The sequence below is a fragment of the Stutzerimonas chloritidismutans genome, assembly GCF_020783375.1.
Taxonomy (GTDB): Bacteria; Pseudomonadota; Gammaproteobacteria; order Pseudomonadales; family Pseudomonadaceae; genus Stutzerimonas; species Stutzerimonas kunmingensis.
The window spans coordinates 1341481-1366626 of sequence record NZ_CP086067.1; the positions used below are offsets into that span (position 1 = coordinate 1341481).

The 25146-nt window shown below is 62.6% G+C and carries 22 protein-coding genes; 8 read left to right on the forward strand and 14 right to left on the reverse strand.

Annotation, left to right across the window (positions count from 1 at the left end; translation table 11 throughout):
* The first annotated feature begins 90 nt into the window (after positions 1–90).
* Entirely contained in the window at positions 91–1398 is a 1308-nt protein-coding gene (locus LLJ08_RS06180) for an ABC1 kinase family protein (protein ID WP_228208473.1), read from the forward strand.
* A 17-nt stretch (positions 1399–1415) separates the two neighbouring features.
* Entirely contained in the window at positions 1416–2117 is a 702-nt protein-coding gene (locus tag LLJ08_RS06185; RefSeq protein WP_228208474.1) for an SDR family NAD(P)-dependent oxidoreductase, read from the forward strand.
* A gap of 191 nt (positions 2118–2308) precedes the next feature.
* Here the strand turns inward: LLJ08_RS06185 and LLJ08_RS06190 are convergent, their stop codons facing one another.
* Positions 2309–3052: a helix-turn-helix domain-containing protein gene (locus LLJ08_RS06190; protein WP_208216430.1), complete on the reverse strand. Its 744-nt coding sequence runs from the start codon at positions 3050–3052 to the stop codon at positions 2309–2311.
* Between the two features lie 126 nt (positions 3053–3178).
* On the opposite strand from LLJ08_RS06190, the gene LLJ08_RS06195 reads away from it, so the two are divergent.
* Together LLJ08_RS06195 and ggt are read left to right on the forward strand one after the other, a co-directional pair.
* Positions 3179–4336 carry a DUF3047 domain-containing protein gene (locus LLJ08_RS06195; RefSeq protein ID WP_228208475.1) on the forward strand — a complete coding sequence of 386 codons (1158 nt, stop codon included), beginning with the start codon at positions 3179–3181 and terminating at the stop codon, positions 4334–4336.
* Positions 4337–4641: 305 nt separating this feature from the next.
* A complete protein-coding gene (gene ggt, locus LLJ08_RS06200) occupies positions 4642–6315 on the forward strand; it encodes a gamma-glutamyltransferase (protein ID WP_228208476.1) in 1674 nt (557 codons plus the stop codon).
* A gap of 133 nt (positions 6316–6448) precedes the next feature.
* Here the strand turns inward: ggt and LLJ08_RS06205 are convergent, their stop codons facing one another.
* The 3 genes from LLJ08_RS06205 to LLJ08_RS06215 form a co-directional block, all read right to left on the reverse strand.
* Positions 6449–6841, reverse strand: coding sequence for a VOC family protein (locus tag LLJ08_RS06205; RefSeq protein WP_042926531.1), 393 nt, complete (start codon positions 6839–6841; stop codon positions 6449–6451).
* A 195-nt stretch (positions 6842–7036) separates the two neighbouring features.
* Positions 7037–8866 carry a cytidine/deoxycytidylate deaminase family protein gene (locus LLJ08_RS06210; RefSeq protein ID WP_228208477.1) on the reverse strand — a complete coding sequence of 610 codons (1830 nt, stop codon included), beginning with the start codon at positions 8864–8866 and terminating at the stop codon, positions 7037–7039.
* 244 nt (positions 8867–9110) lie between these two features.
* The gene (locus LLJ08_RS06215; RefSeq protein WP_228208478.1) at positions 9111–10007 is read right to left on the reverse strand and encodes a LysR family transcriptional regulator; all 897 of its coding nucleotides are present in this window, start codon (positions 10005–10007) and stop codon (positions 9111–9113) included.
* A gap of 113 nt (positions 10008–10120) precedes the next feature.
* Between LLJ08_RS06215 and LLJ08_RS06220 the strand changes: the two genes are divergently transcribed.
* Both LLJ08_RS06220 and LLJ08_RS06225 read left to right on the forward strand, forming a co-directional pair.
* Positions 10121–10549 carry a VOC family protein gene (locus LLJ08_RS06220; protein WP_125861466.1) on the forward strand — a complete coding sequence of 143 codons (429 nt, stop codon included), beginning with the start codon at positions 10121–10123 and terminating at the stop codon, positions 10547–10549.
* Positions 10546–11133 carry a glutathione S-transferase family protein gene (locus LLJ08_RS06225; protein ID WP_228208479.1) on the forward strand — a complete coding sequence of 196 codons (588 nt, stop codon included), beginning with the start codon at positions 10546–10548 and terminating at the stop codon, positions 11131–11133. The genes LLJ08_RS06220 and LLJ08_RS06225 overlap by 4 nt, the downstream gene beginning before the upstream one ends.
* Before the next feature lie 11 nt (positions 11134–11144).
* Here LLJ08_RS06225 and LLJ08_RS06230 read toward each other — a convergent pair whose 3' ends face one another.
* On the reverse strand, positions 11145–12050 hold the full coding sequence (locus LLJ08_RS06230) for a LysR family transcriptional regulator (RefSeq protein WP_228208480.1): 906 nt from the start codon (positions 12048–12050) through the stop codon (positions 11145–11147).
* A gap of 148 nt (positions 12051–12198) precedes the next feature.
* Between LLJ08_RS06230 and LLJ08_RS06235 the strand changes: the two genes are divergently transcribed.
* On the forward strand, positions 12199–13245 hold the full coding sequence (locus tag LLJ08_RS06235) for an SDR family oxidoreductase (RefSeq protein ID WP_228208481.1): 1047 nt from the start codon (positions 12199–12201) through the stop codon (positions 13243–13245).
* Positions 13246–13308: 63 nt separating this feature from the next.
* Positions 13309–14628, forward strand: coding sequence for an NTP/NDP exchange transporter (locus tag LLJ08_RS06240; RefSeq protein ID WP_228208484.1), 1320 nt, complete (start codon positions 13309–13311; stop codon positions 14626–14628).
* Positions 14629–14683: 55 nt separating this feature from the next.
* On the opposite strand, the gene LLJ08_RS06245 is transcribed toward LLJ08_RS06240, so the two are convergent.
* The 9 genes from LLJ08_RS06245 to LLJ08_RS06285 all read right to left on the reverse strand — a co-directional run bounded on the left by LLJ08_RS06245 (position 14684) and on the right by LLJ08_RS06285 (position 25138).
* Positions 14684–15952, reverse strand: a complete 1269-nt coding sequence (locus LLJ08_RS06245; protein WP_228208485.1) for a carbohydrate porin — start codon at positions 15950–15952, stop codon at positions 14684–14686.
* Positions 15953–16116: 164 nt separating this feature from the next.
* Entirely contained in the window at positions 16117–18387 is a 2271-nt protein-coding gene (locus tag LLJ08_RS06250; protein WP_228208486.1) for a PQQ-dependent dehydrogenase, methanol/ethanol family, read from the reverse strand.
* Positions 18388–18632: 245 nt separating this feature from the next.
* Positions 18633–19400 carry a lipoate--protein ligase family protein gene (locus LLJ08_RS06255; RefSeq protein ID WP_228208488.1) on the reverse strand — a complete coding sequence of 256 codons (768 nt, stop codon included), beginning with the start codon at positions 19398–19400 and terminating at the stop codon, positions 18633–18635.
* Positions 19397–20098, reverse strand: a complete 702-nt coding sequence (locus LLJ08_RS06260) for a 2-oxo acid dehydrogenase subunit E2 (RefSeq protein WP_228208489.1) — start codon at positions 20096–20098, stop codon at positions 19397–19399. The genes LLJ08_RS06255 and LLJ08_RS06260 overlap by 4 nt, the downstream gene beginning before the upstream one ends.
* 2 nt (positions 20099–20100) lie before the next feature.
* A complete protein-coding gene (locus LLJ08_RS06265) occupies positions 20101–20334 on the reverse strand; it encodes a lipoyl domain-containing protein (protein WP_023444395.1) in 234 nt (77 codons plus the stop codon).
* Positions 20335–20339: 5 nt separating this feature from the next.
* Entirely contained in the window at positions 20340–21362 is a 1023-nt protein-coding gene (locus tag LLJ08_RS06270) for an alpha-ketoacid dehydrogenase subunit beta (protein ID WP_228208490.1), read from the reverse strand.
* Between the two features lie 13 nt (positions 21363–21375).
* The gene (locus LLJ08_RS06275; protein WP_228208904.1) at positions 21376–22446 is read right to left on the reverse strand and encodes a 2,3-butanediol dehydrogenase; all 1071 of its coding nucleotides are present in this window, start codon (positions 22444–22446) and stop codon (positions 21376–21378) included.
* 99 nt (positions 22447–22545) lie between these two features.
* Positions 22546–23535, reverse strand: coding sequence for a thiamine pyrophosphate-dependent dehydrogenase E1 component subunit alpha (locus LLJ08_RS06280; protein ID WP_228208491.1), 990 nt, complete (start codon positions 23533–23535; stop codon positions 22546–22548).
* A 25-nt stretch (positions 23536–23560) separates the two neighbouring features.
* Positions 23561–25138, reverse strand: coding sequence for a GMC family oxidoreductase (locus LLJ08_RS06285; protein WP_228208492.1), 1578 nt, complete (start codon positions 25136–25138; stop codon positions 23561–23563).
* Positions 25139–25146: the final 8 nt, after the last annotated feature.

Below are 25146 nucleotides of genomic sequence, written 5' to 3' on the forward strand. Positions count from 1 at the left end.
CCTCCGCTGCGCAACAGACTGCAACCATTGAACCTTGGATCATGGGCCGGGCTGCCCCATGATCAGCCTTTGCCTTCGCGGGTCGCCTGCATGTCTCGATTCTCTCGTCCGTCGGCTTCGGCGCTGGGCCGGTTTCTGCAACTGGGCGGCACCGGCGCGCGCATCGCTGGCAACCTGCTGGTGCAACGCATCACGCCGGGCAAGGCGCGTATCGACTGGGTGCCGGTCGGTGAACTGCTCGGTGATGCGCTTGGGCAGATGAAGGGCCCAGTGCTGAAGCTCGGTCAGCAGGCTTCGCAATGGCAGGACCTGCTGCCCGAACCGATCAGCGCGGCGCTGGCGCGCTTGCAGAACCAGGTGCCCTCGCTGCCATTCGATGCGCTGGAAGCCAATCTGCAGCGCGTCTACGACGGCAAGCTGTACGAACTGTTCGAGTCCATCGAGCCGGAGCCCGCGGCGGCGGCCTCGCTGGGCCAGGTCCACCGCGCTCGGGATCGGCAGGGCAGGGCGCTGATCATGAAGGTCCAGTACCCCGGCATCCGCGCCATCTGCGATGCTGATCTGCGCCAGTTGCGTCGCCTGATGCCTTTGGGCCGACTGTTCGGCACGCCGCCCGCGCGTCTCGATGCGGTGTATATCGAGCTGCAACGGGCCATTGCCGAGGAACTCGACTACGAGGCCGAGCGCGCCAACCTCGAAGCCTTCCGCGAGCACTTCAGCAACTGGCCGGGCATCCGCATTCCCTTTGCCGCGGGCGAACTCTGCCGGCCCGGCGTGCTGGTGCTGGAAGACCTGCCGGGCCGCTCCATGGCCGAGGTCGAACAGGCCCCGGCGGAGGTGCGCCAGCGCCTGGCCGAAACCCTCTGCGAATGGCTGGCCGAGCAGGCATTCGGTCTGCAACGGCTGCATACCGATCCGCATCCCGGCAACCTCGCCTGGACCGAGTCCGGCGAGCTGGTGATCTACGATTTCGGCAGTGTGCTGCGCCTGGAACCGCGTTTGCTGGCCGGCTACGTACAGATATTCGAAGCACTGCGTGGCATCTCCAGCGAGGCGTTGGAGTCCGGCTTTCAGATGCTCGGCGGGCGCCAGCCTGGCAGCATGCCGCCGCATGGACTGTACCGGCGTATCCACCTGATGCTGCATCCACTGTTGCAGCCTGGCGCGCAGTGGGACTTCCGCGGAGCGGCGCTGCATCAACGGCTGTCCGAACTGTTCCCCTTGCTGATGTCGGCACTTGGCAGCCTGCAACCGGCCTCCGGCACCTTGCTGATCAATCGCACCTTGGAAGGCCATTACTGGAACCTCTACCGGCTCGGCGCTTGCCTGCCCATCGCCGACCTGCTCGCCGAACATATCGAACGCTGGCGCAGCGAAGCCGGCGACCGTCGACCGTAAATCTGCTGGAGATCGTCATGCCGTTGGAATCATTCCCCGAAGGGTTTCGCGCGCTGGTCATCGGTGCATCCGGTGGCATCGGCGCCGCACTGGTCGATGCCTTGCGCAGCGATCCGCGCTGCGCATCGGTCATCGCCCTGAGTCGCTCGTCCGAGCCGGCGCTCGACCTGACCGATCCCGCCAGCATCGAACAGGCCGCGGCCAGCGTGGCGGGGCAGGGGCCGTTTCACCTGATCATCAACGCCGCCGGCGTGCTGCATGGCGCCGAGTTCATGCCGGAAAAACGCCTCGCTGACATCAACCAGGAGCAGCTGCTCGCCACCTTCCAGATCAACACCTTCGGCCCGGCCATGCTGCTGCGTCACTTCAGCGGGCTGCTCGGCCGCCAGCGCGGCGTGCTCGCCATGCTCTCGGCCAAGGTCGGCAGCATCGGCGACAACCGTCTCGGCGGCTGGTACAGCTACCGCGCCTCCAAGGCCGCGCTGAACATGCTGATCAAGACCGCTTCCATCGAAGTGCGCCGCAACCAGCCGAATGCCGTGCTGCTGGCGCTGCACCCGGGCACGGTGAACTCACGGCTGTCGCAGCCCTTTCGGGGCGAAGAGATCGGTCGTCCCGCCAGCGATGCAGCGCGGGATCTGTTGAGTGTGATCGATGGTCTGGGGCCGGAGGCCAGCGGTGGGTTCTATGCCTACAGTGGCGAAGAGTTACCCTGGTAGCGGCCCTCAGCCAGCCGGCGTGGCAAGAGCGCGGGAGACGGTCTCGGCCAGCTGCTCGAGGGTGAAGGGTTGGTCATCAGGTGCATGCCCGGGGCCAGGCGATCGACACGGGTCGCCGCCTGCTCGGCGTAGCCGGTGATCATGTTCCTAAGGGTCCTTCGAGGCCTGGGCGCAGGCGTTGCGAACGGGCTTCAGCGTTCGAACCGCTGCAGGCTGCGAAAGACCTGCGCGGGGGTGGCGCCGATATAGCGCTTGTAGCAATTGCTGAAATGGCTGGCATCGGCGAAGCCCGCATCGACGGCCGCCCGCGTCAGGCAGTCCGTACGCTGCAGGTGCTCGGCGGCGAGCAGCAGGCGCTTCCAGATGCGGAAGCCGCGGTAGCTCATGCCGGTTTCGGCGCGGAACAGGTGCGCCATGCGCGAGGGAGAGAGGTGAACCAGCGAGGCGGCCTGCGCCAGCGCGTGGTTGACGTCGCCCTCCTGGCGCAACAGCTCGAATACCGGCGTCAGGCGGCCCGCGGCGGTTGCATCGTCCACGGCAGGCATCAGCGCCAGCAGGGTCTGCCGCGTCTGCTCCTTGCTCGGTGCCTCTTCGTAGAGCGCGGTCAGCGTATCGATCAGCACGGGATCGTGCAGCGGTAGCGCACACTGCCCGGGACGCCAGGCAAAGCGTTGCACGAAGCGCCCGTACAGTTCGCTGTCGCGCTCGACGAACAGCTTGGCCAGCACGCCACCCTGTGCATCCACGGCATGCGCCACGCCGGCGGGTACCACCACGGCCCGGCAGGGCAGGGCGGTGCCCGCCAGCTGCAACACAAGCGGGCGATAGAGGCCGACCATGAGCACCGCCGCGCCGTTGACGCGTCTGTCCAGATGCCGCAGTGGGCCGAAGTACAGGAGCATGTCCGGCCACATCAGCAGGTGCGAAGGCAGCATGCCCGGGCTCCTCAAGTCAGCTCGTTTTTACAAGCCTCACGCTAGCAGCCGGCCCTAGCATCCGGACATCGTACTTTGGCGCCGAAAGCCCGGCTCAGGCGTCCGCACCCGCACGGAGGAAAAACAATGACAAACACCATCCCGCTCGAGCCCCTCGCCAGTACCGGATCAGTGTCGACGCCGGCGCAATTCGAGGCCCAGCTCACCAACATCGCGGCGCCGCTGGCGGGCGAGGCGGTGCTCGGGCTGCGCGCGCTGTACTTGCCCTGGCGCGTCGGGTCCTGGCTGGACACCGGCCTGCTGGTAAAGGCCGGCGATCGGCTGACCTTCGTGCTCGAGGGCGGCATTGAGGTCTCCCGGGCGCTGGGCATCCGTTATTCGGCGGAGCTGGCGACCTGGGCGCGCATCGGCGAGCGGGGGCCGATCTTCCGCGCGTTGCACGACACCCAGAGCTTCATGGCGGAGCAGGACGGCCCCCTGCAGCTCAAGCTCTATCCGCGCGACCGTTGGCTCGATGCCAGCGGCCGCTACCGTGGCGAGCCGCCCGCGTTCAACCCCGACGAGGGCGGCGGCGTCAATGTCGGCATCATCCACTGGCGGCCCGGCACCGATGTCGCCGAGGTGTTGGGCCAGGCTGCGGCCGGTCGCGACGCCGCGCACTGGGCCAGCCGCGAGCTGGCGCGCCTGCGTACACCGCGTGCGCCCTTGCCCGGTGGCTGGCAGGAACTCTGGGAACTGGGGCCGTCCACGGTGTTCTCCGCTGTCACGCCGGCCCAGGCGGGCCGGGCGCCGGCACAGGCCATCCGCCTGCATACCCGCGACGATGTCTCCATCCTGCAGAAAGAGGCCGACCTGCCGCTAAGCGCGCACACCATGCTGAGCTGGAAGTGGAAGGTCGACCGGTTGCCCTCGTCGGTCGCCGAAGACCAGATCCACACCCACGACTACCTGAGCATCGCGGTGGAGTTCGACAACGGCCGCGACCTCACCTTCTACTGGAGCCGGGATCTTCCCGAAGGCACGCACTTCCACTGCCCGCTGCCCGGCTGGCACGACCGCGAGACGCATGTCGTGGTGCGTTCGGGCACCGCCGATCTCGGCCAGTGGCTGTGCGAGGAGCAGAACATACTGGACCACTACCGCACCGCCATCGGCGGCGAGCCGCCAGCGCGCATCCGACGGGTCTGGCTGATCGGGGTCAGCCTGTTCCAGCATGGTGAAGGGGAGGCGACCTTCGGCGATATCCTGCTCCGGGATATCGGTATCGAAAAACGCCTCTACTGAGAACCTCTCGGGCTGCAACGAGGCTGAGCGAGTCCGCCCGCTCAGCGCGATCCGACGCAGCGCAGCAGCTCGTTGGGTTCCGCGCCCGGTGGTGTGCTGGTCGCCTTCGGAGTGAAGTTGGCGACTTCCACCGCCCCGTAGCGCGGCCTGAAACCGCTCGCAGCCCCACGCCAAACGCATCTGTCGAGCCGTTCGGCGCCGCACGATCCGCTGCGCACCTACGCCTCGCCCCCATTGTCTATGTTGGTGATAACCGCCCCACCCATCGCGGGGCGGCAGTGATCACAACAATAAGGATGAGCACGATGCGTTTGCTTCAGATCAGCAGATTGACCCTTGGTGTGGCGATCGTCGCCACGGGCCACATCGCCCAAGGCGCGCTTCTGGAAGGCGGGGCGGTCGCCGCACCCGACGAGTACAGCGCCAAGGTGGCCGCCCAGGTGCTCAAGGCCGGCGGCAATGCGGTGGATGCCGCGGTGGCGACCGCCTTCACCCTGGCCGTTACCTACCCCGAGGCGGGCAACATCGGCGGTGGTGGCTTCATGACGCTGTACATTGAGGGCAAGCCGTACTTTCTCGATTACCGGGAAGTCGCGCCCAAGGCCGCCAGCAAGACCATGTACCTCGACGACAAGGGCGAAGTGATCGAGAACCTGAGCCTGGTCGGCGCCAGAGCCTCCGGCGTGCCCGGCACCGTGTTGGGCATGTGGGAGGCACACCAGCGCTTCGGCAAGTTGTCCTGGAGCGAGCTCATCACCCCGGCGGTGGGCTATGCCCGTGAAGGCTTCACGGTGGCCGACCAGCAGTACCAGTACCGCGACGACGCCCTCGGCCTGTTCAAGGGTACGACCAATTTCGAGGATTACTTCGGCGCCATGAAGGCCGGTTCCACCTTCCGCCAGGCGGAGCTGGCCAAGACCCTGGAGCGCATCGCCGACAAGGGGCCTGACGACTTCTACAGAGGTCAGACCGCCGACTTGCTGGTTGCGCAGATGAAGCGTGACGACGGGCTCATCACCAAGGAGGACCTGGCCGACTACCGCGTCAAATGGCGCGAGCCGATGCGTGTCGACTGGCACGGCAACAGCCTCTACACCGCGCCACTGCCGAGCTCCGGCGGCATCGCCCTGGCGCAGCTGATCGGCATGAAGGAGCAGCGCGCCGCCGACTTCAAGGGTGTCGAACTCAACTCGGCACGTTACATCCACCTGCTGGCGGAGATCGAAAAGCGCGTGTTTGCCGACCGTGCCGACTACCTGGGTGACCCGGACTACTCCGACGTACCGGTCACGAAGCTGACATCGCCTGATTACCTGAAGCAGCGCGCGGCCGAGGTCAATCCAACGGCCATCTCCGAGACCGAGAAAGTGCGCCCGGGCCTCGAGCCAAGGCAGACGACTCACTTTTCCATCGTCGATGCCGATGGCAACGCGGTCAGCAACACCTACACCCTCAACCTGGATTACGGCAGCGGTGTGGTGGTCAAGGGCGCCGGCTTCCTGCTCAACAACGAAATGGACGACTTCAGTGCCAAGCCGGGCGTCGCCAATGCCTTCGGTGTGGTCGGTAGCGACGCCAATGCCATCGAGCCAGGCAAGCGTATGCTGTCCTCCATGAGCCCGAGCATCGTCACGCGTGACGGCAAGGTCAGCCTGGTGCTCGGTACACCGGGCGGTTCGCGCATCTTCACCTCGATCTTCCAGGTGCTGAACAACGTCTACGACTTCGACATGCCGCTGGAAAAAGCCGTGGCCGCGCAACGCGTGCACCATCAGCTGCTGCCGAAGGACACCATCTACTACGACGCCCATGCACCGCTGACCGGCAAGGTTGCCGACGAGCTGAAAGCCATGGGCTACACGCTGGAGGATCAGGGCTGGTTGATGGGTGATATCCAGGCGATACGCGTCGACGGCACGCGCCTGCAGACCGGCTCGGACCCGCGCGGTCGTGGAGTGGGGATGGTCGTCAAGCCTTGATGGGCGAGGGGCGGCACGCGGAGGGAATCGCAGTCGACTCTTGAAACCTCATGCGCCGCAGCGCGCTGCGACGCATGAGGTTCAATATTTCAATGCCGCACATGGGCTGTGCGGAGTTGAGAGAGCGGGGAGGTTACTGCGGGCGGTAGATGGCGCAGAGCTTGTTGCCGTCAGGGTCGCGCACATAGCTGAGGTGCATCGCGCCGAGGCTGGATTCGCGCAGTCCTGGCGGGTCCTCGCAGGTGGTGCCGCCATGGGCGACGCCTACATCGTGAAACGCCTTGACCTGCTCGGCGGAGTTGCACTTGAAACCAATCGTGCCGCCGTTGCCGACGGTCGCTTCCTCACCGTTGATGGGCTCGGTGACACCGAACAGGCTGCCGTCGTGGCGGTAGAACAGACGCGTGTGCCCGGACGGCGCCACATTGCGCAGCGGCTCGCCTGCGCCGAGTACGCCGAGCACGGCGTCGTAGAACCGCTTCGACCGTTCAATATCATTCGAACCGACCATTACATGGTTGAGCATGGGGGCCTCGCTAGGTGGGTTGGAGTTGTGCGGCTATGGAGCAGGCACTCTAGCATCGGGAGGAAGAGAGGGGGTAAGCAGCAGGCAGGGTGGCGGCGCGGATGCGTGGTTCGTTCATGACCGGCAGCTTCATCGGTTTTCGGCAAGAAGCGGCCGGTCTGTCTGATAAATAAATCTGTTCCCATTTCTGGGGGGTTATTGATTAAGGCGGTCTAGTTGGCTTTTTAGTCGTTCAAGCTCCTCACGTAATTCTAGATTTTCTTTTTCTAGCATCTTTGTCCGAATAGCTTTTTTGTTTGCGTTACTAGGTATTGATAGTAGCGTTTCAAGCTCATCTTTGTAGGGCATTACTGGCTGGTAAAGCTGGTGATATGCTCTGCCAACTGCGCCCCTGTAAAGTTTTAGCTCTGGACTGTTGCTTCCTACTAATAGGGTATGTCGGGTGGCAATTCCAGGGTATGGATCAATAAATATAATTTTGCTGATTCCAAGTTGGTAGGCTTTCTTGGAGCAGAGTTCGCACGGGCTTGCTGTAGTAAATAATATCCCGTTCCTAAGCTTCATTCCGCCGTGCTTTGAAATTTGGAGGAATGCATTCTCTTCCGCGTGCAGTGAGCGCGTGTGAACTTGATTTTTCTCACCGTCTATTTCATTTTGCATGTCTTTAAAGCAAAAAGATAAATTGCGACCTTCCAATAGAGGTGATTTTCTTAGGCTGTCAAACTTATCATGTAAAACCTCCCTGAATTTGCTGTCATTTCTTTCGTACTCACTGTATGCATAACTGTCTTGTCCAAGCAGTAAGTCTTCGGCATTTCTGAGAAGGCATGGTACTTGCCCTTGTGGTGTGTTATTCCATCCAACTGACTTGACAGAGAATTCCTCGTCAGTTACTGCTGCGCCCACCTGTCTGGATATGCAGCCAGAGCTTTGCTTGACCGTGTAAGCAATTTGCATGCAGCTTTCTATAGATGTTGGCATCACCAAGCCTGGGTGCTGTATTAAAGAGATGTACCAGGCAAGTTGGCATTTAAGTTCAACGTTATTGAATTGTTCTTTTCTAGGGTTGTGTATATGTATGTCGGATATCTCTATGCATTTTTGTATGTTTTGTGAGATAAATTTTCTATACCCGGCAAGTTTGCTTGGGTACTCTTTTTCATCAAGATCTTTTATTTGAGATTCAGAGAATTTATGTGTGCTGCGGAGGTGGGCTAACCTATTATCATTTTCTGTATTTATTGATAATAAATAAAAGCTAGCGTAACGCTCTTTGAAAAACATTGCTTCGTATGGGTTTCTAATCGCGTCAATCACGATGTAGCAGGACTCATTATTTTTTCGGGCTACATGGTGCGCGGATTTTATTATTTTGTTTATAATGCTCGGAAAATGGAAGACTTTTGAATCGTCAAATTTAGAGCTGTTTGCCTGTCCTGAAGCTCGAATATTGTCTCCTGCGCTCTGGTATATCTTTGTGTACGCATCAATTGATATATTTTTTAGGGATTCTCGTATTTTGTTTGAGAAAACTGGTAGTTTTTTGAAGTAAAGGTCAAAGGCAAATCCTTGCTTAATTTCTATTTCTTCAAGAGTGTTTTCAGGGCTCTTAAGATATTCTGATATTTCGATATGTAAATCGTCATATTCTTCTTTTATGTTCCTCATGATTTCGGAGGTTGTGTGTAGGTCTCTAGCCAGTGCGTCAGAAATAAACCGGCAAAATTCGGAGAAATTTAATGCAAGGATGTATCTAGTTATGACCGTTCTGACTTGAAGGCACTTGAAAGGCTGCCATCGATGCTCAATGAATTTTTTGATTATTCGATGTTTTCTTAGCTCATTATTTGTAATTCCGGAGTAGGCATTCTCTGGAAGCTCAATGGAAGCACTACACAGAATTTCCGCTGCTGTAGAGCAGCCTGAGCCAGTCCTTCCAGTCAAACCAATCACAACAAATCTCTTATTCTCTTTGTAAACGCTTCCAATAGCTCTGGATGACGGGTTGCCTGAGAGTTCTGACATATGGTTTTCCATGCGTGGATTTTTTGGGGAACCATCAGCTGCTGCCTAGGTTCTTGTGGGTCCCTCAGATAGGTTGAGCGTAACGATACCTATCAATAATGGCTATATGATATTATAGCTGCTGCGCTCAACAACGGCGTTATTGATCTCCACTCCATTCGCGCAACTACTTGGTCCGAAAAGGTGACGCATTATTTATAGAGCAGGCGCTCTGCTCCCCGCCGAAAGCAACCAGCCTCTATTCCTAACCCAACCCCGGCAAACCCTGCTCCAACCTCGGACAAACCCACTCCACAAACGCCCGCACCCTTGGCGATAGCTTCAAGGCGTGTGGGTAGACCAGTTGGATCGGCAGGTCCTTCGGTTCGTAATCCCTGAGCACCCTTACCAGACGGCCATCAGCCAGTTCTTCTGCCACCTGATAGTGCATCAGCCGCGTGATGCCGAGGCCTTGCACGCAGGCCAGGCTGGCGGCGCGGATCTGGTTGCAGGTCAGGCGTGGGATAATTTCTTCAGCCTGTTCCTTTTCGCCGTGGCGGTAGTACCAATGGCGGCCCTGGGCGGCGAAGAGGATGCAGGCGTGGTCTTCCAGTGCTGCGGGGGTGTCGATGGCGGGGGCGGTGCTCAGGTAGTCGGGGCTGGCGCAGGTGACCAGCCGGGTGCTGCCGATCTGTCGGGCGACCATTGCCGAGTCGGGGAGGTGGCCGATGCGCAGGGCGAGGTCGAGGCGTTCGTCGAGCAGCGGGACGATCTGGTCGCTCAGGTTCAGCTCGACCCGGATCTCGGCATGTTCCTTGAGAAATTCATTCACCAGCGGCGCGACGTAACGCTGGCCGAACTCCACTGGTGCGGTGATGCGCAGTAGGCCGCGGACGGCGCCGTCGCTGGCCTCCAGGCGCTGCTCCATGTCGGCGAAGTCCGCCAGCATGCGCCGGCTCCAGGCCAGGTACTCCGCGCCCTCGTCGGTGAGGGCCATGCGCCGAGTGCTGCGGTTCAGCAGGCGCACGCCGAGGTGGCGTTCCAGCGCGGCCAGCGAGCGCACCACCGATGCCACGGATTGCCCGGTGGCATCGGCGGCCGAGCTCAGGCTGCCGTTGTCGACGATGCGAACGAAGTTGGCCATTGCTTTGAGCTTGTCCATTGCCACCTCGTGATTTGTGCGATCGCTGCATAGATGTTGTCAGGCCCGCGGCATAGGTGAAACCGGCGCGGTGGCTGACACTGCAGGGACTGAGATTTCCTGGAGTTTCGCACATGAATCAGTCAGCCAGTCCCGCCCGCATTCTCGCCTACGACCACATCGGCATTCGTGTCAGCGACCGGCCGCGCGCGATGGCCTTCTACCAGGCGCTGGGCTTCGTCGAGAGCGCCAGCTTTCCGCTGTTCGAAGCGAACGAGATGCTCAGCCCGAACGGCGTGCGCATCAACCTGATCTTCAACGGTGCGCGTGCCGCTGATGCGCACAACGTGCTGCTGGATGCGCCGGTGAAGCGGCCGGGCATGACCCATCCGGCCTTTATCGTCGATGACCTCGCGGCGCTCCAGCATTGGCTCGAGGCGCAGGGCATCGTCATCACCGAGGGGCCGCATCCCATCGGCCCGCGGCGGATCGCGCTGTTCATCCGCGACCCGGACGGCAACGTGCTCGAATTCAATCAGCTCATCAGAGGAGGTGCGCAATGAAACTGTATGACCTGGGCCCATCCGGCAACTGCTACAAGGTGCGGCTGTTCGCTGCGCTGGCAAATATCGACCTTGAGCTGGTACCCGTGGATTTTGCCAATGGTGCGCACAAACAGCCGCCGCTGTCCGAGCTGAACCCGCTGGGGCAGTTGCCGATTCTGGACGATGGCGGGCATATCGTCCGCGACTCGCAGGCCATTCTGGTCTACCTCGCCGGCGCATACGGCGGCCTGGCGTGGTGGCCGGACAACCCGCGCGGGCAGGCGGAGATCGTGCAGTGGCTGTCCTTCACCGCGAACGAGATCCAGCAGAGCCTGAATGCGGCGCGGCTGGTGCAGAAGTTCGGCTATCCGCTGGACAAGGCCGCGGCGCTGGCCAAGGCACCGGCGGTGCTCAAGCTGCTGGACGAGCATCTGCAGCGCCACGACTGGCTGGCGATCGACCGGCCGACCATCGCCGATTGCGCGGTCTACCCCTACGTGGTGCTGGCGCCAGAGGGCGATGTGGATCTCACCCCGTACCGCCACGTCGCCCGCTGGATGGAGCGGCTGGAAGCGTTGCCGGGTTATCTGCCCAAGCCCTGACCTGCGCTGAATCAGGTGCGCTCCTGCCCCTCGGCCTTGAGGAAATCGACGAAGGCCCTAAGGGGCGAGGGCATGTGGCGGCGGCCGTGGTAATAGAGGTAGGGGCCATCGAAAGACTGCCACCAGTCTTCGAGGATGGGCGTCAGGCGGCCATCGGCGAGCGGCTCGCGGATGAAGTCCTCGAAGGTGTAGATGATGCCCAGGCCGTTGATTGCCGCGCTGGTCTTCAGGTCATGGGAGGAGGTCACGAGCTGGCCTTGTGGCGGTACGCGCAAGGTTCGGCCGTCCTTCTCGAATTCGAAAATACCCACCTTGCCGCTTTCGAAACGGTGGCCGAGCAGTTGGTGCTCGGTCAGCTCGGATGGGTGCCGGGGCGTGCCGTGGGCGGCGAGGTAGGCAGGCGCAGCGGCGGCGACGAAGCGTTGCCGACGCGGGCCGATGGGGATGGCGATCATGTCCTTGGCCAGGCTCTCCTCGTAGCGCACCCCGGCGTCGTAACCCGCCGCGATGACGTCGATGAAGGTGTTCTCCATCACCACTTCGACGTTCACCGCCGGGTAGAGCTTGAGGAAGCGGCTCAACAGGTCCGGCAACAGGAAGCGAGCCACCGGCACCGGCACGTTGAGCTTGAGGGTGCCGACCGGCCTGTGGGAGTCATCGTCCAGATCATTGAACGCGGCGCTGATTTCTTCGAGCGCCGGTCGCAGGCGTTCCAGCAGGCGTTCGCCTGCACTGGTCGGGGTGATGCTGCGGGTGGTGCGGTTGAGCAGGCGCAGGCCCAGATCGCTTTCCAGGCGGCGTATGCAATCGCTCAGCGAAGACGCCGACATACCGCGTTTCTGCGCCGCGGCGCGAAACCCTCCGGCTTCGACCACGGCGGCAAACAGCGCGACATCACTCAGGTTGGGTTGACGCATGGAGCCTCCTTGAATTCTTCGACTGTACGATTGGGCGAACAGCCCGTCCATGTTTGCCTGGATTATCAGCCTGTGCTCGTACGCTGATACTTCGTCCGTCGGCCGCCTCCGCCTGGGGTAGGCCCTTCACGATGAAGAGGAAACGATCATGGCGCAGAGAAACGCAACCGGGCCGGGCGGCCATGCCAGGCCATTGATGAAGCTGGCCAGAACGCTGATCGCAGGGGTGGCGCTGGCTGGGTCACTGGCCGTCGAAGCCGCCAACCGGCCATCGCCAAAACCCGACTGGAGCCTGGCCGACATGCCAGCTCAGACCGGCCGCATAGTGCTGGTCACCGGCGGCACCAGCGGTATGGGTTACGAGGATGCACTGGCGCTGTCACGCGCCGGCGCCGAGGTCATCATTGCCGCGCGCAACGCCGAGCGCGGGCAGGAGACGATCGAGCGGATATGCGAACAGGTGCCGGATGCCCGCGTGCAGTTCGAGGCAGTGGATCTGTCCAACCTGGCCTCGGTTCGCAGCCTCGCCGAGCGCCTTCAGGAGCGCTTGCCGCGCCTGGATGTACTGATCAATAACGCCGCGATCATGGCACCGCCTGAGCGCGGCACCTCAGCCGATGGCCACGAGCTGCAGCTGGCGACCAACTACCTAGGCCCGTTCGCCCTGACCGCATTGCTGATGCCGCTGCTGCTGGAAAGCGACGATGCTCGGGTGGTGAGCCTGTCCAGCATCGCGGCGGGTCGAGGTCGCTTGAACTTCGCTGACCTGCAGGCCGAGCAAGGCTACGACCCCTACGCCACCTACGCGCAATCCAAACTGGCGGTGTTGATGTGGGCAATGGAGTTGCAGCGCCACAGCGATACCGCCGGCTGGGGCATTCGCAGCATTGCCGCACACCCTGGAGTCGCGGTCACCGAACTGGTCGAGCGCGGGCCGGGGCTGGATAGCAAGTTCGCCGCCAACTGGGCCAAGGACCGCGACGAATACCACTCCGCCGCGCAGGGCGCACTGCCGACCCTGTATGCCGCAACTGCGCCGGAAGCCATCGGTGGCGCCTATTACGGGCCTATCGGCGAGGAGGAGAAACGCGGCCCGCTGGGCTTTGCCAGGGTTCCCGAGGCTGCCGCGAACCAGACCGATGCCGCCGAACTGTGGCAGCTGTCGGAACGCCTGACCGGCGTGCGCTATCCCTGAACCCTCGGGCGCGGCCTTGCGCTCGCGCCCCGTTACCTCTCTTCCTTTTTCAGGAGCGCGCCCATGAGCACGCCATCCGTTGTGCATCGCCTTAGCACCGCGATCAATGCCGAGGAACACGAGCTGCGTCCGGCACTGAGTGGTTTCCTGCTGTTCTTCTGCCTGTTCGCCGGCTACTTCATGCTGCGCCCGATACGCGAATCGATGGGCATCGCGGCGGGGGTGGAGAACCTGCAATGGCTGTTCACCGCGACCTTCTTCGTCATGCTGGCGGCCGTTCCGTTGTTAGCCTGGCTCAGCTCGCGCGCACCGCGGCTACATTTCGTCGACTGGGTGTACGGCTTCTTCTGTTTGAACCTGCTGCTGTTCTCCGTGCTGTTTCTGCTGCAAGGCGAAAATCCCTGGCTGGCGCGGGTGTTCTACGTGTGGATCTCGGTCTACAACCTGTTCGTCGTATCCGTGGCATGGAGCCTTATGGCGGACGTGTTCGACAGCGCCCAGGCCAAGCGGCTATTCGCCTTTATCGCTGCCGGGGCGAGCGTCGGCGGGCTGGTCGGGCCGGCGCTCAGCGCGTTGCTGATCGGCAGTCTGGGAGAGGCAGGGTTGATGCTGCTCGCCGCCTTGCTGCTGGGCGGCGCGCTGGTACTCAAGTTCTCGCTCATGCGCTGGCGTGAAGTCGGCGGAGCAGGGCGGCCTGGCGCGACCCCGGCGGAGAGCACGCGCAAGCCGGTGCCTGGCAACCCGTTCAGCGGGATGACGCGGGTGCTGCAGTCACCTTATCTGCTCGGCATCGCCGGCTTCGTGGTGCTGCTGGCCACCGTGACGACCTTTCTCTATTTCGAGCAGGCGCGTCTGGTGGCCGAACTGTTCCCCGATCGGGCGGCGCAGGTTCGGGTGTTCGGCACTATTGATGTGGTCGTCCAGGCCGGGGCACTGCTGTCTCAGCTGCTCATCACCGGACGGCTGGCGCAGAAGCTGGGCGTGCGCGTGTTGCTGGCGATCGTGCCGCTGCTTGTCTGCGTCGGCTTTGTCGGTCTGGCGCTGATGCCCAGCTTCGCCTTGCTTGCGGCGCTGATGATCGTGCGTCGAATCGGCGAATACGCTTTCGTCCGGCCCGGCCGGGAGATGCTCTTCGCACCCCTGGATGCGGAAAGCAAATACAAGGCGAAGAACGTCATCGATACGGTGGTCTACCGCGCCGGTGATGCCGTCAGCGGTTGGGGGAAGACTGCACTGGACATGTTCGGTCAGGGTGCCGGCCTGGTCGCCGTGGCCGGCGCAATCTGCGCGCTGCTATGGGGCTATCTCGGCTGGCAGCTCGGCAAGCAGGCGGACAGGCAAACCGAGGTAAGGGTGGGGGCAGTTGTGGGGAATGGCGCTTGAGCGAAGCGCAGGCGGCGACCGGCTTTGCGCCCGGTCGCCGCGCTTCATGCGCCGGTCAGAAGCTGACCACCGTCTTCAGCCCTACGACCACCACGTCCTCCGCCTCGTCGAAGCCGCCGGGGCGGTGGAAGTACTGGATGTTCGGCGTCAGCGAGATGGCCGGCGTCAGGGCGACGCGGTAGTAGAGTTCGGCGGGGTATTCCACGTCCGGCACCGGCTCGCCCTGTTCGCGCAGGTGCTTGCGGGCGTCGTCGTTGATTTCCAGGCGGCCGAGGCCCAGGCCGAGCTCGTCATGCGGGCGCGAGGCGAAGGGGGCGGAGAGGATGCCGCCAACCTGCCAGATGCGCTCGATATAGATCACGTCCGGGTCGGACTGGATAAAGTTGGCGAACAGCTTCAAGCGTCGCTCGGCCACCGCGCTGCTCTGCCAGAGCTGCTGTTCGGCCATCAGGTAGCCGCCAGTGGCCTTGTCGTGTTCGGCGGCTGGCGCGCCGGACAGCGCCATCGGCCGGCCGGCAGCGTCACGGTAGATGTCCTCGAAGTCGCCGGTATTGCGCCAGAGGCCCAGGCGATAGGCGCCGGGTTGACCGGAGAAGGTTGGCGTCCAGCCCAGTTCGGCAACGGCGTGGTAGCCGGTAGTGCCGGACGGGCTGCCGAAATTCAGGCCCTGCTCGCGCTCGGTGAAACGCGGATTGACCTGATAAAGCGCGGTCTGCAGCGACCACTCTTCGTCCAGCTGGTAACGCGCGGTGGCGCCCCATTGGCTGATCGGCCAGGTGAACCAGTTCGGCGTGACATAACCGGGCACGGTGCCGCAGAAGCCGAGATTCTGGAACGGGCAGGCGAAGGGATAGATCTCGCCGCTCATGGGCAGGCGGCCGAGCTTGACCAGCAGGCGGTCGTCCAGCAGTGCTTGCTGGTAATAGAACTGCACCAGTCGGGTGACGCTGCCGTAGCCGTGAATTTCCTGGGGTTGCAGCAGGACGCCGAGATCGGCCTCCGCGTTGAGGTTCTCGCCGTTGCGGTTGACCACGCTGAAGCGGAAACCGGCGCCGGACCACCCGAGCAGTTTCTCCAGGTCCAGCGCGGCGTCGAACATCAGCTGATCGGAGTAGGTACCGGTGTGGTCATCGCCGCCCTGGGTGTTCCAGGCCAACTCGTTGACGTAGGTGATCTGCAGGTCGACGCCGGCCTCATGCAGACGGGTACGGCTGCCGTTCCAGTCGCCGAAGAGGAACTGATCGGGTGAATACTCGGCCGCGTGGGCAGAAGTGAACAGGCAGGCGGCGAGAACGCCGCTGCCGAAGCGCAGGCTTGTTGTCATTGTTCTGATCCTTCGGATGTAACGGTGCGGGGTGCAGCGAATACCGTTAGCCGCACTGCCTGCGGGCATTCACGGTATTCGCGTGCGTTTCTGCTCAGTGGTAACGCCTGGCTATGTAGGCGTTATTGGTTCAAGTGTTTAGTTGGCGATTGAACGTGGCCGGCTTAATGTCCGCCGCCAGACTTCACACCATCGCGCGCTTGCCGACGAACAAAATGGCGAATGCTTTCCAGCTCTGCATCTGTCAGGTCCGGGAACTTGGGCATGCCATTGGCAAGTAACGCACCGCCGCGCACAACACTCTCGAACGCCTTCTCACTGCCTTTGAGCAATATCGGCGACTCCCGCAGATCGGGTGCTTTCATACCCGCAACAGCTCCGGCGCCATGACAGCCAACACAGAGGTTTTCCGCAAAGACACCCGCGCCGGCCTCTGCCTTCTTGGCATCGACTTCAAACTTCTCATCAATAATTGGCTTGGCAAGCTGCGGTGCAGGCTGTTCTGGAACAACCGCTTTTCCGTCAAGCGAAAAGGTCATGATGCGGCGTTCATGCACACCATATTTCCAGCCATGACTTTCAAATCCCAGTTCACCGGAGCCGCCGAAGTTAGAGGCCAATGCACCACCAGGACCCACCAGAAGGGAAACCATCTGCTTGCCATCCAGCTTGTAAGTAATCGGTGGCGCAGAGATGCCGAGACCCACGTCATAGGACCAAAGCTCGTCACCAGTGCGGGCATCGTAGGCTTTCAACATGCCATCAGGCTGGCCCTGGAAAACCAGGTTGCCGGCTGTGGTCAAGGTTCCGCCACCCCATGGGCTCTTCTGGTTTACCTGCCACACGCGCTTGTTCTTGACCGGGTCCCATGCCTGTAGGGAGCCCCGTGACTCGTGTGGGTCCTTGGTCAATTCCCAACCGGTCAACCCCAGGTAAAGCTTGTGGCTCGCCATCTTGTGGCCAGGCTTCGTATCCTTGCCATCGTCCTTGAAGGTGTTGCCTAAATGGTTGGTGGGGATAAAGGCAAGATTCAACTCGGGGTTATAAGACATCGCATGCCATGAGTGAGCACCGAATGCCGAAGGATAGATATTCTTCTCGCCATCAGGATACCGGGCGTCCTCAGCAACAATGTGGCGCTGTTCTTTCAGGTCATACTTGGTAGACCAGTTGGCGTCCGTGAATTTCTCAGCAGACAGAACCTTGCCGTTCGAGCGGTCGATCGTATAGAAGAAGCCGTTTTTCGGCGCATGCAGTACCGCATCAACATCCTTGCCATCGACTTTCAGATCGGCCAGCACGATGTCCATGTTCGAGTTGTAATCCCAGGTGTCGCCTGGTGCAGTCTGAACATGCCATTTGTATTCGCCCGTATCCGCATCTACAGCCACGACAGAACACAGGAACAGGTTGTCGCCGCCGTCCGGGCTACGCACCTTGATATTCCACGGCCCACCGTTGCCTGTACCGAAGATGAGCTGGTTGTATTTCTCGTCGTACGTCCAGCCATGCCAGGCATTACCGCCGCCGCCGTTTTCCCACCACCGGCCAGTCCAGGTTTTGGCGGCCATTTCCTGAGCGGCATCCTCGAATCCATCTGCGGGATTGCCTGGGACGATATAGAAACGCCAAACCTGCTTGCCCGTTTCAGTGTCATAAGCGGTCACATAACCGCGCATCGGCCCAAGTTCCGTTCCGCCATTGCCTACAAATACCTTGCCATCGAAGGCCTTGGGATGACCTGTGATATTCAACGGCTGGTCGTGATCAAAGGTCCGGGTCTGCCAGACTTCCTTGCCGTCTTTTCTGGTGATCGCAATCAGGCGGCCGTCCCAGGTGGTGATGAATAGCTTGTCACCATAGGTTGAAAGGCCGCGGTTATGCTTCCAGAAGACCTTCTTCATGTTGTTGTCGATGATCTCTTTGGAAACCTTTGGATCGTATTCCCAGAGCATCTTTCCCGTGCGGGCATCGAACGCACGTGTTCTGTTCATTTCGCCAACGTAATACATGACGCCATCGACAACCAAAGGTGTTCCGACGATATCGGAGCGATCCGGCAGCGGCGCGTACCATTCAGGCTTGAGCCCGCTGACGTTGTCTACATTGATGTCTTTAAGCGGGCTGAATCGCTGTTCGGAGTGTGTTCGTCCGTAAGCCAGCCAATCAGTAGTGTTCGATTCGTCAGACAATTCCTTGTCGGTGATGACTCTGTCTGATGCGTGCAGTGGCGTGATCGCAAGAAGCGAGGCGGCCATGATTATCTGTACCCTTAAATTCGACTGTTTGAATTTCATTTTTATTATTTCCTTGTTTAGGGTTGTTTCTCGCTTCAGGCATTCCTCAAACGAGCATTCGCGGGTAAAGCTCTGCTGATATTTGTTTTTTTTGTAAAAAAAACTTCCTGTGTTGCGCTCTGCAATAGCGGGCAACATGGTGTGCGCGTATATCACTGCTTTTCAGGTTTGTTATTTAAACTGCAATAACTACAGGTGCGTTGTGGTTGCGCGTTAGTTTCCAGCGTTAGTGGTGGTTGCGCCGCTGCGGTAACGCTGCGCAGAGAGTTGCTGTATATCGCGCTGGCCGGACAGGCTGCCTTGGGGCGGGGAAGGGCTGGGATGCCTCATGGTGTTTCCTCCGATGCATGGCCGGGCCGGATGGCCTGCCGTGTTGTTGTTATTCAAAGCAAGGGGGAGTGCCGTCCGGCGGCGAGGCCTTCGGGCGGATAAGTGCTGGCGCGGGCACCAAGTTCCAGACCCTGCCAGGCGAGAACACGCTGGTAACACTCGGGCAGGGATGTGGCGGTTGCCCAGGCATCGGCCAGTCGCTCGGCGAGCGCCAGATGGCTCGCGGCCTGGCAGCGCAGGTCGCTGGCGCAGGCGTGGTAGAAGCGGTTCACCACGTCAGCCATGGGCTCGCGCCAGTCTTCGATCAGCAGCGCGGCGTGAGCCAGCACCACGGGGCGTCCATCGCGGCTGCGCCGCCAGCGCTGGGCGGTGCCGGCCAGCTTGCGGCCCTCCAGGGTGAGGTTGAAGCGGCCGTCGCAGAATGCACCCGGCACCGCGCCTACGCCGGCCTTGAGGCCGTTCTCCGCCAGCCACAGCGCCAGGGGTTCGAGCAGCCGTTCATAGGCGATGTCGATGCGCTTGCCGACCTCGTCGCCGCTAGGCAGCGCGCAGGCCAGGGCGATGTTGAGCACGGCAGAGGATTGCGGCACCGGCTCGCCGCCGGTATCGCGCAGCAAAATCGGCCAGCCCTGCGCCGCGCAGCGTTGGCTGGCCAGGGCGAAGCCGGGCCGGCGCTCGAAGCTGCCGGGCATCACCAGCGCCTGACCGGTGGGGCGCCAGAGCAGCAGTTGGCAGTCGAACAACCCGTCGCAGACGCGCTGCAGCAAGGCCCGCTCGGCATTCAGGCCGGCGCCCACGCTGAACCGGGCGATGCCGTTCATGCCGCATACTCCTCGATACGCCGGCAGAGATCATCGAGAAACTCTGCCGCGGGCGAGCCGTTGACGGCGCGATGGTCGAAGGTCAGCGACAGGCCCATCCACTCGACTTCCACCAGTTCGCCGCTGGGCCCGAGTTCCAGCCGCCGCTGAATGCCGCCGACCCCCAGAATGGCCACCTGTGGCGGATTGAGGATCGGCGTGAAGTGATGCACCCGCGACAGCCCCAGGTTGGAGACGGTGAAGGTGGCGCCGGTCAGCTCCTTGACCGACAGCTTGCCGGCCAGGGCCTTGTCTACCAGCGCTTTGCGCGCCAGGCACAGGCTTTCGCCGTCCAACTGTTCGGCGTCGAACAGCGCCGGGGCGACCAGCAGATCGCCCGGCAACGGGATGGCGAGGCCCAGATGCACCGCCGCGTGCTGGTGGATCACCTCGTCTTCCAGCGTGGCATTGATGCCGGGATGTGCCTTGAGCGTCTCGACCACCTTGAGCAGCAACAGGTCCTGCACGGACACCGCGCTGCCCTCGGCTTTCAGCTCGGCACGACGGGTTTTCAGCGCATCCAGCCGGCATTCGCTGTGGTGAGTCAGCTGCGCGGTGGTCTGCAGACTTTCGTGCATCTTCGCCGCGATCATCTTGCGCATGCCCTTGAGCGGCACCCGTTCGGGCGCGCGCTCGGGCAGGATTTCCAGTCGAGTCATGGCTATTCCACCTGGCCGATGACCGCACCCTTGGCGATCACCGCGTCTTCTTCCTCGATGATCTTCAGCACGCCGGCAGCCGGCGCCTCGATCTCGAACTGGGCCTTTTCCGACATGACCTCGGCGACCAGGTCTCCGGCGGCCACTTCGGCGCCGTCGCTGACCAGCCAGGAGGTGATCACCGCTTCGGCGTCGCCTTCCCAGAGGTCGTCTGCAATCACGATGGGGGTACTCATAAACGTCATTCCTTATGCATGGCGTGGTAGGCGGCCACGATCTTGTCCGCGTTGGGCAGGGCCCACTGCTCCATGACCGGGGTGAAGGGGATGGGGATGTCGGGGAAGGCCACCCGCTGCGGGCGCGCCTTGAGCATGCCGATGTCGTGCTCGACGACGCTGGCGATGATTTCGCCGCTGACGCCGAAGCTGTGATAGTCCTCGTCGATGACGATCAGCCGGCCGGTCTTGCGTACCGAGGCGATGACATGTTCGCGGTCCAGCGGCACCAGGCTGCGCAGGTCGATGACCTCGGCGCTGACGCCGTCCTTCTCAAGCGTCGCAGCAGCGCGCAGGGCGTGGTGCACACCGGCGCCGAGGCTGACCAGGCTGACGTCGCGGCCTTCGCGCACGGTCTTCGCCTTGCCGATCTCGACGATATAGGACTCCTCTGGCACCGGCACCGTGGCGCCTTTCTCGGTGCCCAGCCAGCCCATGCCCTGCAGCGCCTTGTGAAAGAGGTAGACCACCGGGTTGTCATCGCGAATCGCCGCGGTCATCAGGCCCTTGGCGTCGTAGGCGTTGCTCGGCACCACCACCTTCATGCCCGGCAGGTGGGCGAAGGTGCCGTACAGGCACTGCGAGTGCTGGGCGGCGTCCGAATAACCGGCGCCGGTGGAGGCCATCAGCACCATGGGCACCGGCACCTTGCCGCCGGAGAAGTAGGTGTTTTTGGCCATCAGGTTGTAGATGGCGTCCATGCAGACGCCGAAGAAGTCGACGAACATCAGCTCGACGATCGGCCGCATGCCGTCCGAGGCGGCGCCCACGGCGGCGCCGATAAAGGCGGTTTCGGAGATCGGCGTGTCGCGGATGCGCGTCTTGCCGAATTCCTCATACAGCCCGCGGGTGTTGCCGAACACGCCGCCGAGCTGGCCGATGTCCTCGCCCATCACGAATACCTTCGGGTTCAGGCGCATCTCCTGGGCCACGGCTTCGGCCATGGCGCGGGCGACGGTGAGCTTTCTTTCCTTTACTGCTGTGGTCATGGGGTTCTCCTGCTCAGCCGGCCAGTGCGGCGGGGCTGACGATGATCTTGACGTTGCGGTCCTTGTGGTTGGCCAGCTCCTCGAAGCCCTGTTCGAGGATGTTGTCCAGCCCGATGCGGCCGGTGATCAGCGGGGTGACGTCGATGCGCCCGTCGGTGATCAGTGCGATGACATCGGCGAATTCGCCGGCATAGGCGAGCGAGCCGATCACTTGTTTCTCGGTAGCGACGATCTCGAAGAAGTTGAACTCCGAGGGTTCCTCGAAGATGCCGACCATCACGCAGCGACCGGCCTTGCGGATCACGTCGATGGCGAGCTTGGCGGTGGACTTGTGGCCGATGCACTCGAAGGAGACGCCGGCGCCGTAGCCGCCGGTGAGCGCCTTGATCTCGGCGATGGCGTCGCACTCACTGGGGTCTATGACCCGGTTGGCACCGACTTCCAGCGCCTTGGCCTTGCGCGCGGCGGACATCTCCAGGGCGATCACCTGGCCGGCGCCAGCGGCCTTTGCGCACATGATGGTGCACAGGCCGATGGTGCCGGCGCCGACCACCACCACGGTTTCGCCAAGCAGGCTGCCGGCCTTCTTCACCGCGTGCATGCCCACCGCCAGCGGCTCGATCAGCGCACCGGCCTCCAGCGGAAAGCCTTCGGGCAGGCGGTAGAGTAGCTCGGCGGGTACGTTGACGAATTCGGCGAAGGCGCCGTTGTTCATCAACCCGGTGAAGGCCAGCTGCTCGCAGAGGTTGTACTGGCCGGTCTTGCAGAAACGGCACTGCCCGCAGTGCTGGCAGGCATCGGCGGCGACCTTGTCGCCCGGCGTGTAGCCTTCGACGCCTTCACCGGTGGCGACGATCTCGCCGCAGAACTCGTGGCCGAGGATGCACTGGCCCTTGATGCCGGTGAGCGGGTGCGGCGCATCCACCGGAATGAACACCGGGCCGGCGAGGTATTCGTGCAGATCGGAACCGCAGATGCCGCACCAGTGCACGCGAATCTGTACCCAACCCGGTTGCGGCGCGCCGGGCAGTGGGACCTGTTCCAGGCGGATGTCCTTGCGGCCGTGCCAGACGGCGGCGGTCATGGTGGCTTGGCTGTTCATGGTGGTGTTCCTCTTGTTGTTCTGCTGGTGTCCGCGTTTCGCGAGCGGGCTCGCTTCTGCGGTCCTCGGGGCTGACCTGCGCTACACGAAGACCTGCTCCAGCGCCTCTTCCGGCCGCGGGTACGGGCTTTCGCGGGCGAACTGCACGGCCTCGTCGATGCGTCCGCGGGCGCGTGCGGCGATGTCTTCGGCCTGCGCTTCGCTCATCACGCCTTCGTCGATCAGGCGTTGGCGGTAACCGGGGATCGGGTCCTTCTTCATCAGGCCGTCCTTCTCGCCCTCGGGGCGGTAGGTTTCGCCGTCGCCCATGAAGTGGCCGGCCAGGCGGTAGGTCTCGATCTCGATCAGGGTCGGGCCGCCACCGGCGCGGGCGCGCTCGATGGCTTCACCGGCGGCGCGGAACACGCCGTCCGGGTCGTTGTTCTCGACGAACACACCGGGCATGCCGTAGGCCGCCGCACGTACGTGGTGCTGCGCGATGCAGGTGGCGCTGGCCTTGGCCACCGAGATGCCCCAGGCGTTGTCCTCGATGACGAACACCACCGGCAGCTTCCACAGCGCGGCGAGGTTCAGCGTTTCGTGGAAGGCGCCCTGGTTGGCCGCGCCCTCGCCGATAAAGGAGACGGCCACGCCGGGCTTGCCCTGCATCTGCCGCGACAGCGCCGCGCCGACCGCCGGGCCCATGCCCTCGGCGATGATCCCCGAGCAGGAGAAGTTCACCCGGCCATCGAACAGGTGCATGTGCCCGCCGCGGCCGCCAGACAGGCCGGTCGCCTTGCCGAAGATCTCGGCCATCATCTCGTTGAGGTCGACGCCCTTGGCCACGGCGATGTGGTGCGGGCGGTGGGTGGCGGTGACGATGTCCGCAGCCTCGAGGTGGGCGCAGACACCCACGGCGCAGGGCTCCTGGCCGTTGGAGAGGTGCATCTCGCCGGGAATCGGCCCCTTGGCCATGTTGAACACCGGCGTCTTGCCTTCCATGTAGATGCGCTCGATGGATTCCTCCATGTAGCGGCTGGTCAGCATCTGCTCGTACATCCACAGGCGCTGCGAGTTGTTGGGCTGGGTCATGGGTGGGCTCCCTTGTAGTGGCGGGTCAGATCGCGCGTTCGTTGAGCAGACGGCCGATCTGCTCGGCCTGGCGCAGGGCCAGCGCGACGATGGTGAGGGTGGGGTTCTGGCCGCCGCTGGTGGTGAACTGGCTGCCATCGGAGACGAACAGGTTGGGTATGTCATGGCTCTGGCCCCACTTGTTCACCACGCCGTCACGCGCCTTGGCGCTCATGCGGTTGGTGCCCATGTTGTGGCTGGCCGGGTAGGGCGGCAGCTCGATGATGTCGGTGGCGCCGGCGGCCTCGTAGCACCTGGCGGTGGCGGCAACGCCGTGCTTGCGCATGGCGGCATCCATCGGGTGATCGCTCTTGGTCACCACCGGGATCGGCAGGCCGTACTGGTCCTTTTCGCTGTTATGCAGGGTGATGCGGTTGTTCTCCAGCGGCAGGTCTTCGCCGCACAGCCAGACGCCGGACATGTGGTTGTACTTTTCCATCCGCGAGGTGAACTGCTTGCCCCAGCCCTTGGGTGTCGGGTCAAGGAAGGCGGAGAGGAAGGGCAGGCCGAGGGCGAGGATTTCCAGCCGGTAACCGCCGACGAAACCGCGCGACGGATCGTTGTAGGACTCGTCGGAGATCACCCCGGCGCAGGTGGTGCCGCGGTGCATGTTCACCGGCTTCGGCATCACGGCGAAAATGCCGGCGGTTGTGTGGGTCATGTAGTTGCGCCCGACCTGGCCGGAGGAGTTGGCCAGCCCGTCGGGGAACATCGCCGAGGCGGAGTTGAGCAATAGCCGCGGCGACTCGATGGAGTTGCCCGCCACGCAGACCACCCGGGCCTTCTGCCTTTGGATGTTGCCGTCGGCATCGGCGTAGACCACGGCATTGGCGCGACCCTTGGCGTCATGCTCGATGCGCAGCACCATCGATTGCGGGCGTACTTCGCAGTAGCCGCTGGCTTCGGCGCGGGGGATATCGGTGTAGAGCGTCGACCACTTCGCGCCCATCTTGCAGCCCTGCATGCAGAAGCCGAGCTGCTGGCAGGCGGCGCGATCGTCGTAGGGCTCGGTGTTGATCGCCATCGGCCCGGAGAGGATCTCCTTGTAGCCGACCCGTTTGGCGCCGGTGGCCAGCACCTTGAAGGAGTTGTGCCACGGGTGATAGGCCATGCCGGTGCTCGGCCCGGTCACGCCCATGTGCTTCTCGGCCTTCTCGTACCAGGGCGCCATCTCGTCCAGCGTCACCGGCCAGTCGAGCAGGTTGGCGCCGGCGATGTCGCCATTGATGCTCTGCATCTTGAATTCGAAGTCACGAAAGCGCAGGGCGATGCCGGCCCAGTGCACCGTGCTGCCGCCGACGCCCTTGACGATCCAGGCGGGCAGGGTCGGGTTGTTCTCGGTCAGGTGCCAGCCACCGGCGGCCTGGCGTTTGTCGAGCCAGGAGATCTTCTTGAACATCGCCCACTCGTCGTTCTCGATGTCCTCCAGCGTGTGGCGCTTGCCGGCTTCCAGCACCACGCTGCGAATCTTCTGCTTGGCCAGCGCGTTGGCGAGCGTCCCGCCGCCGGCACCGGAGCCGATGATCACCACGACGCCATCGTCATCCTGGGCAAAAGTTGCCATGGGGTATT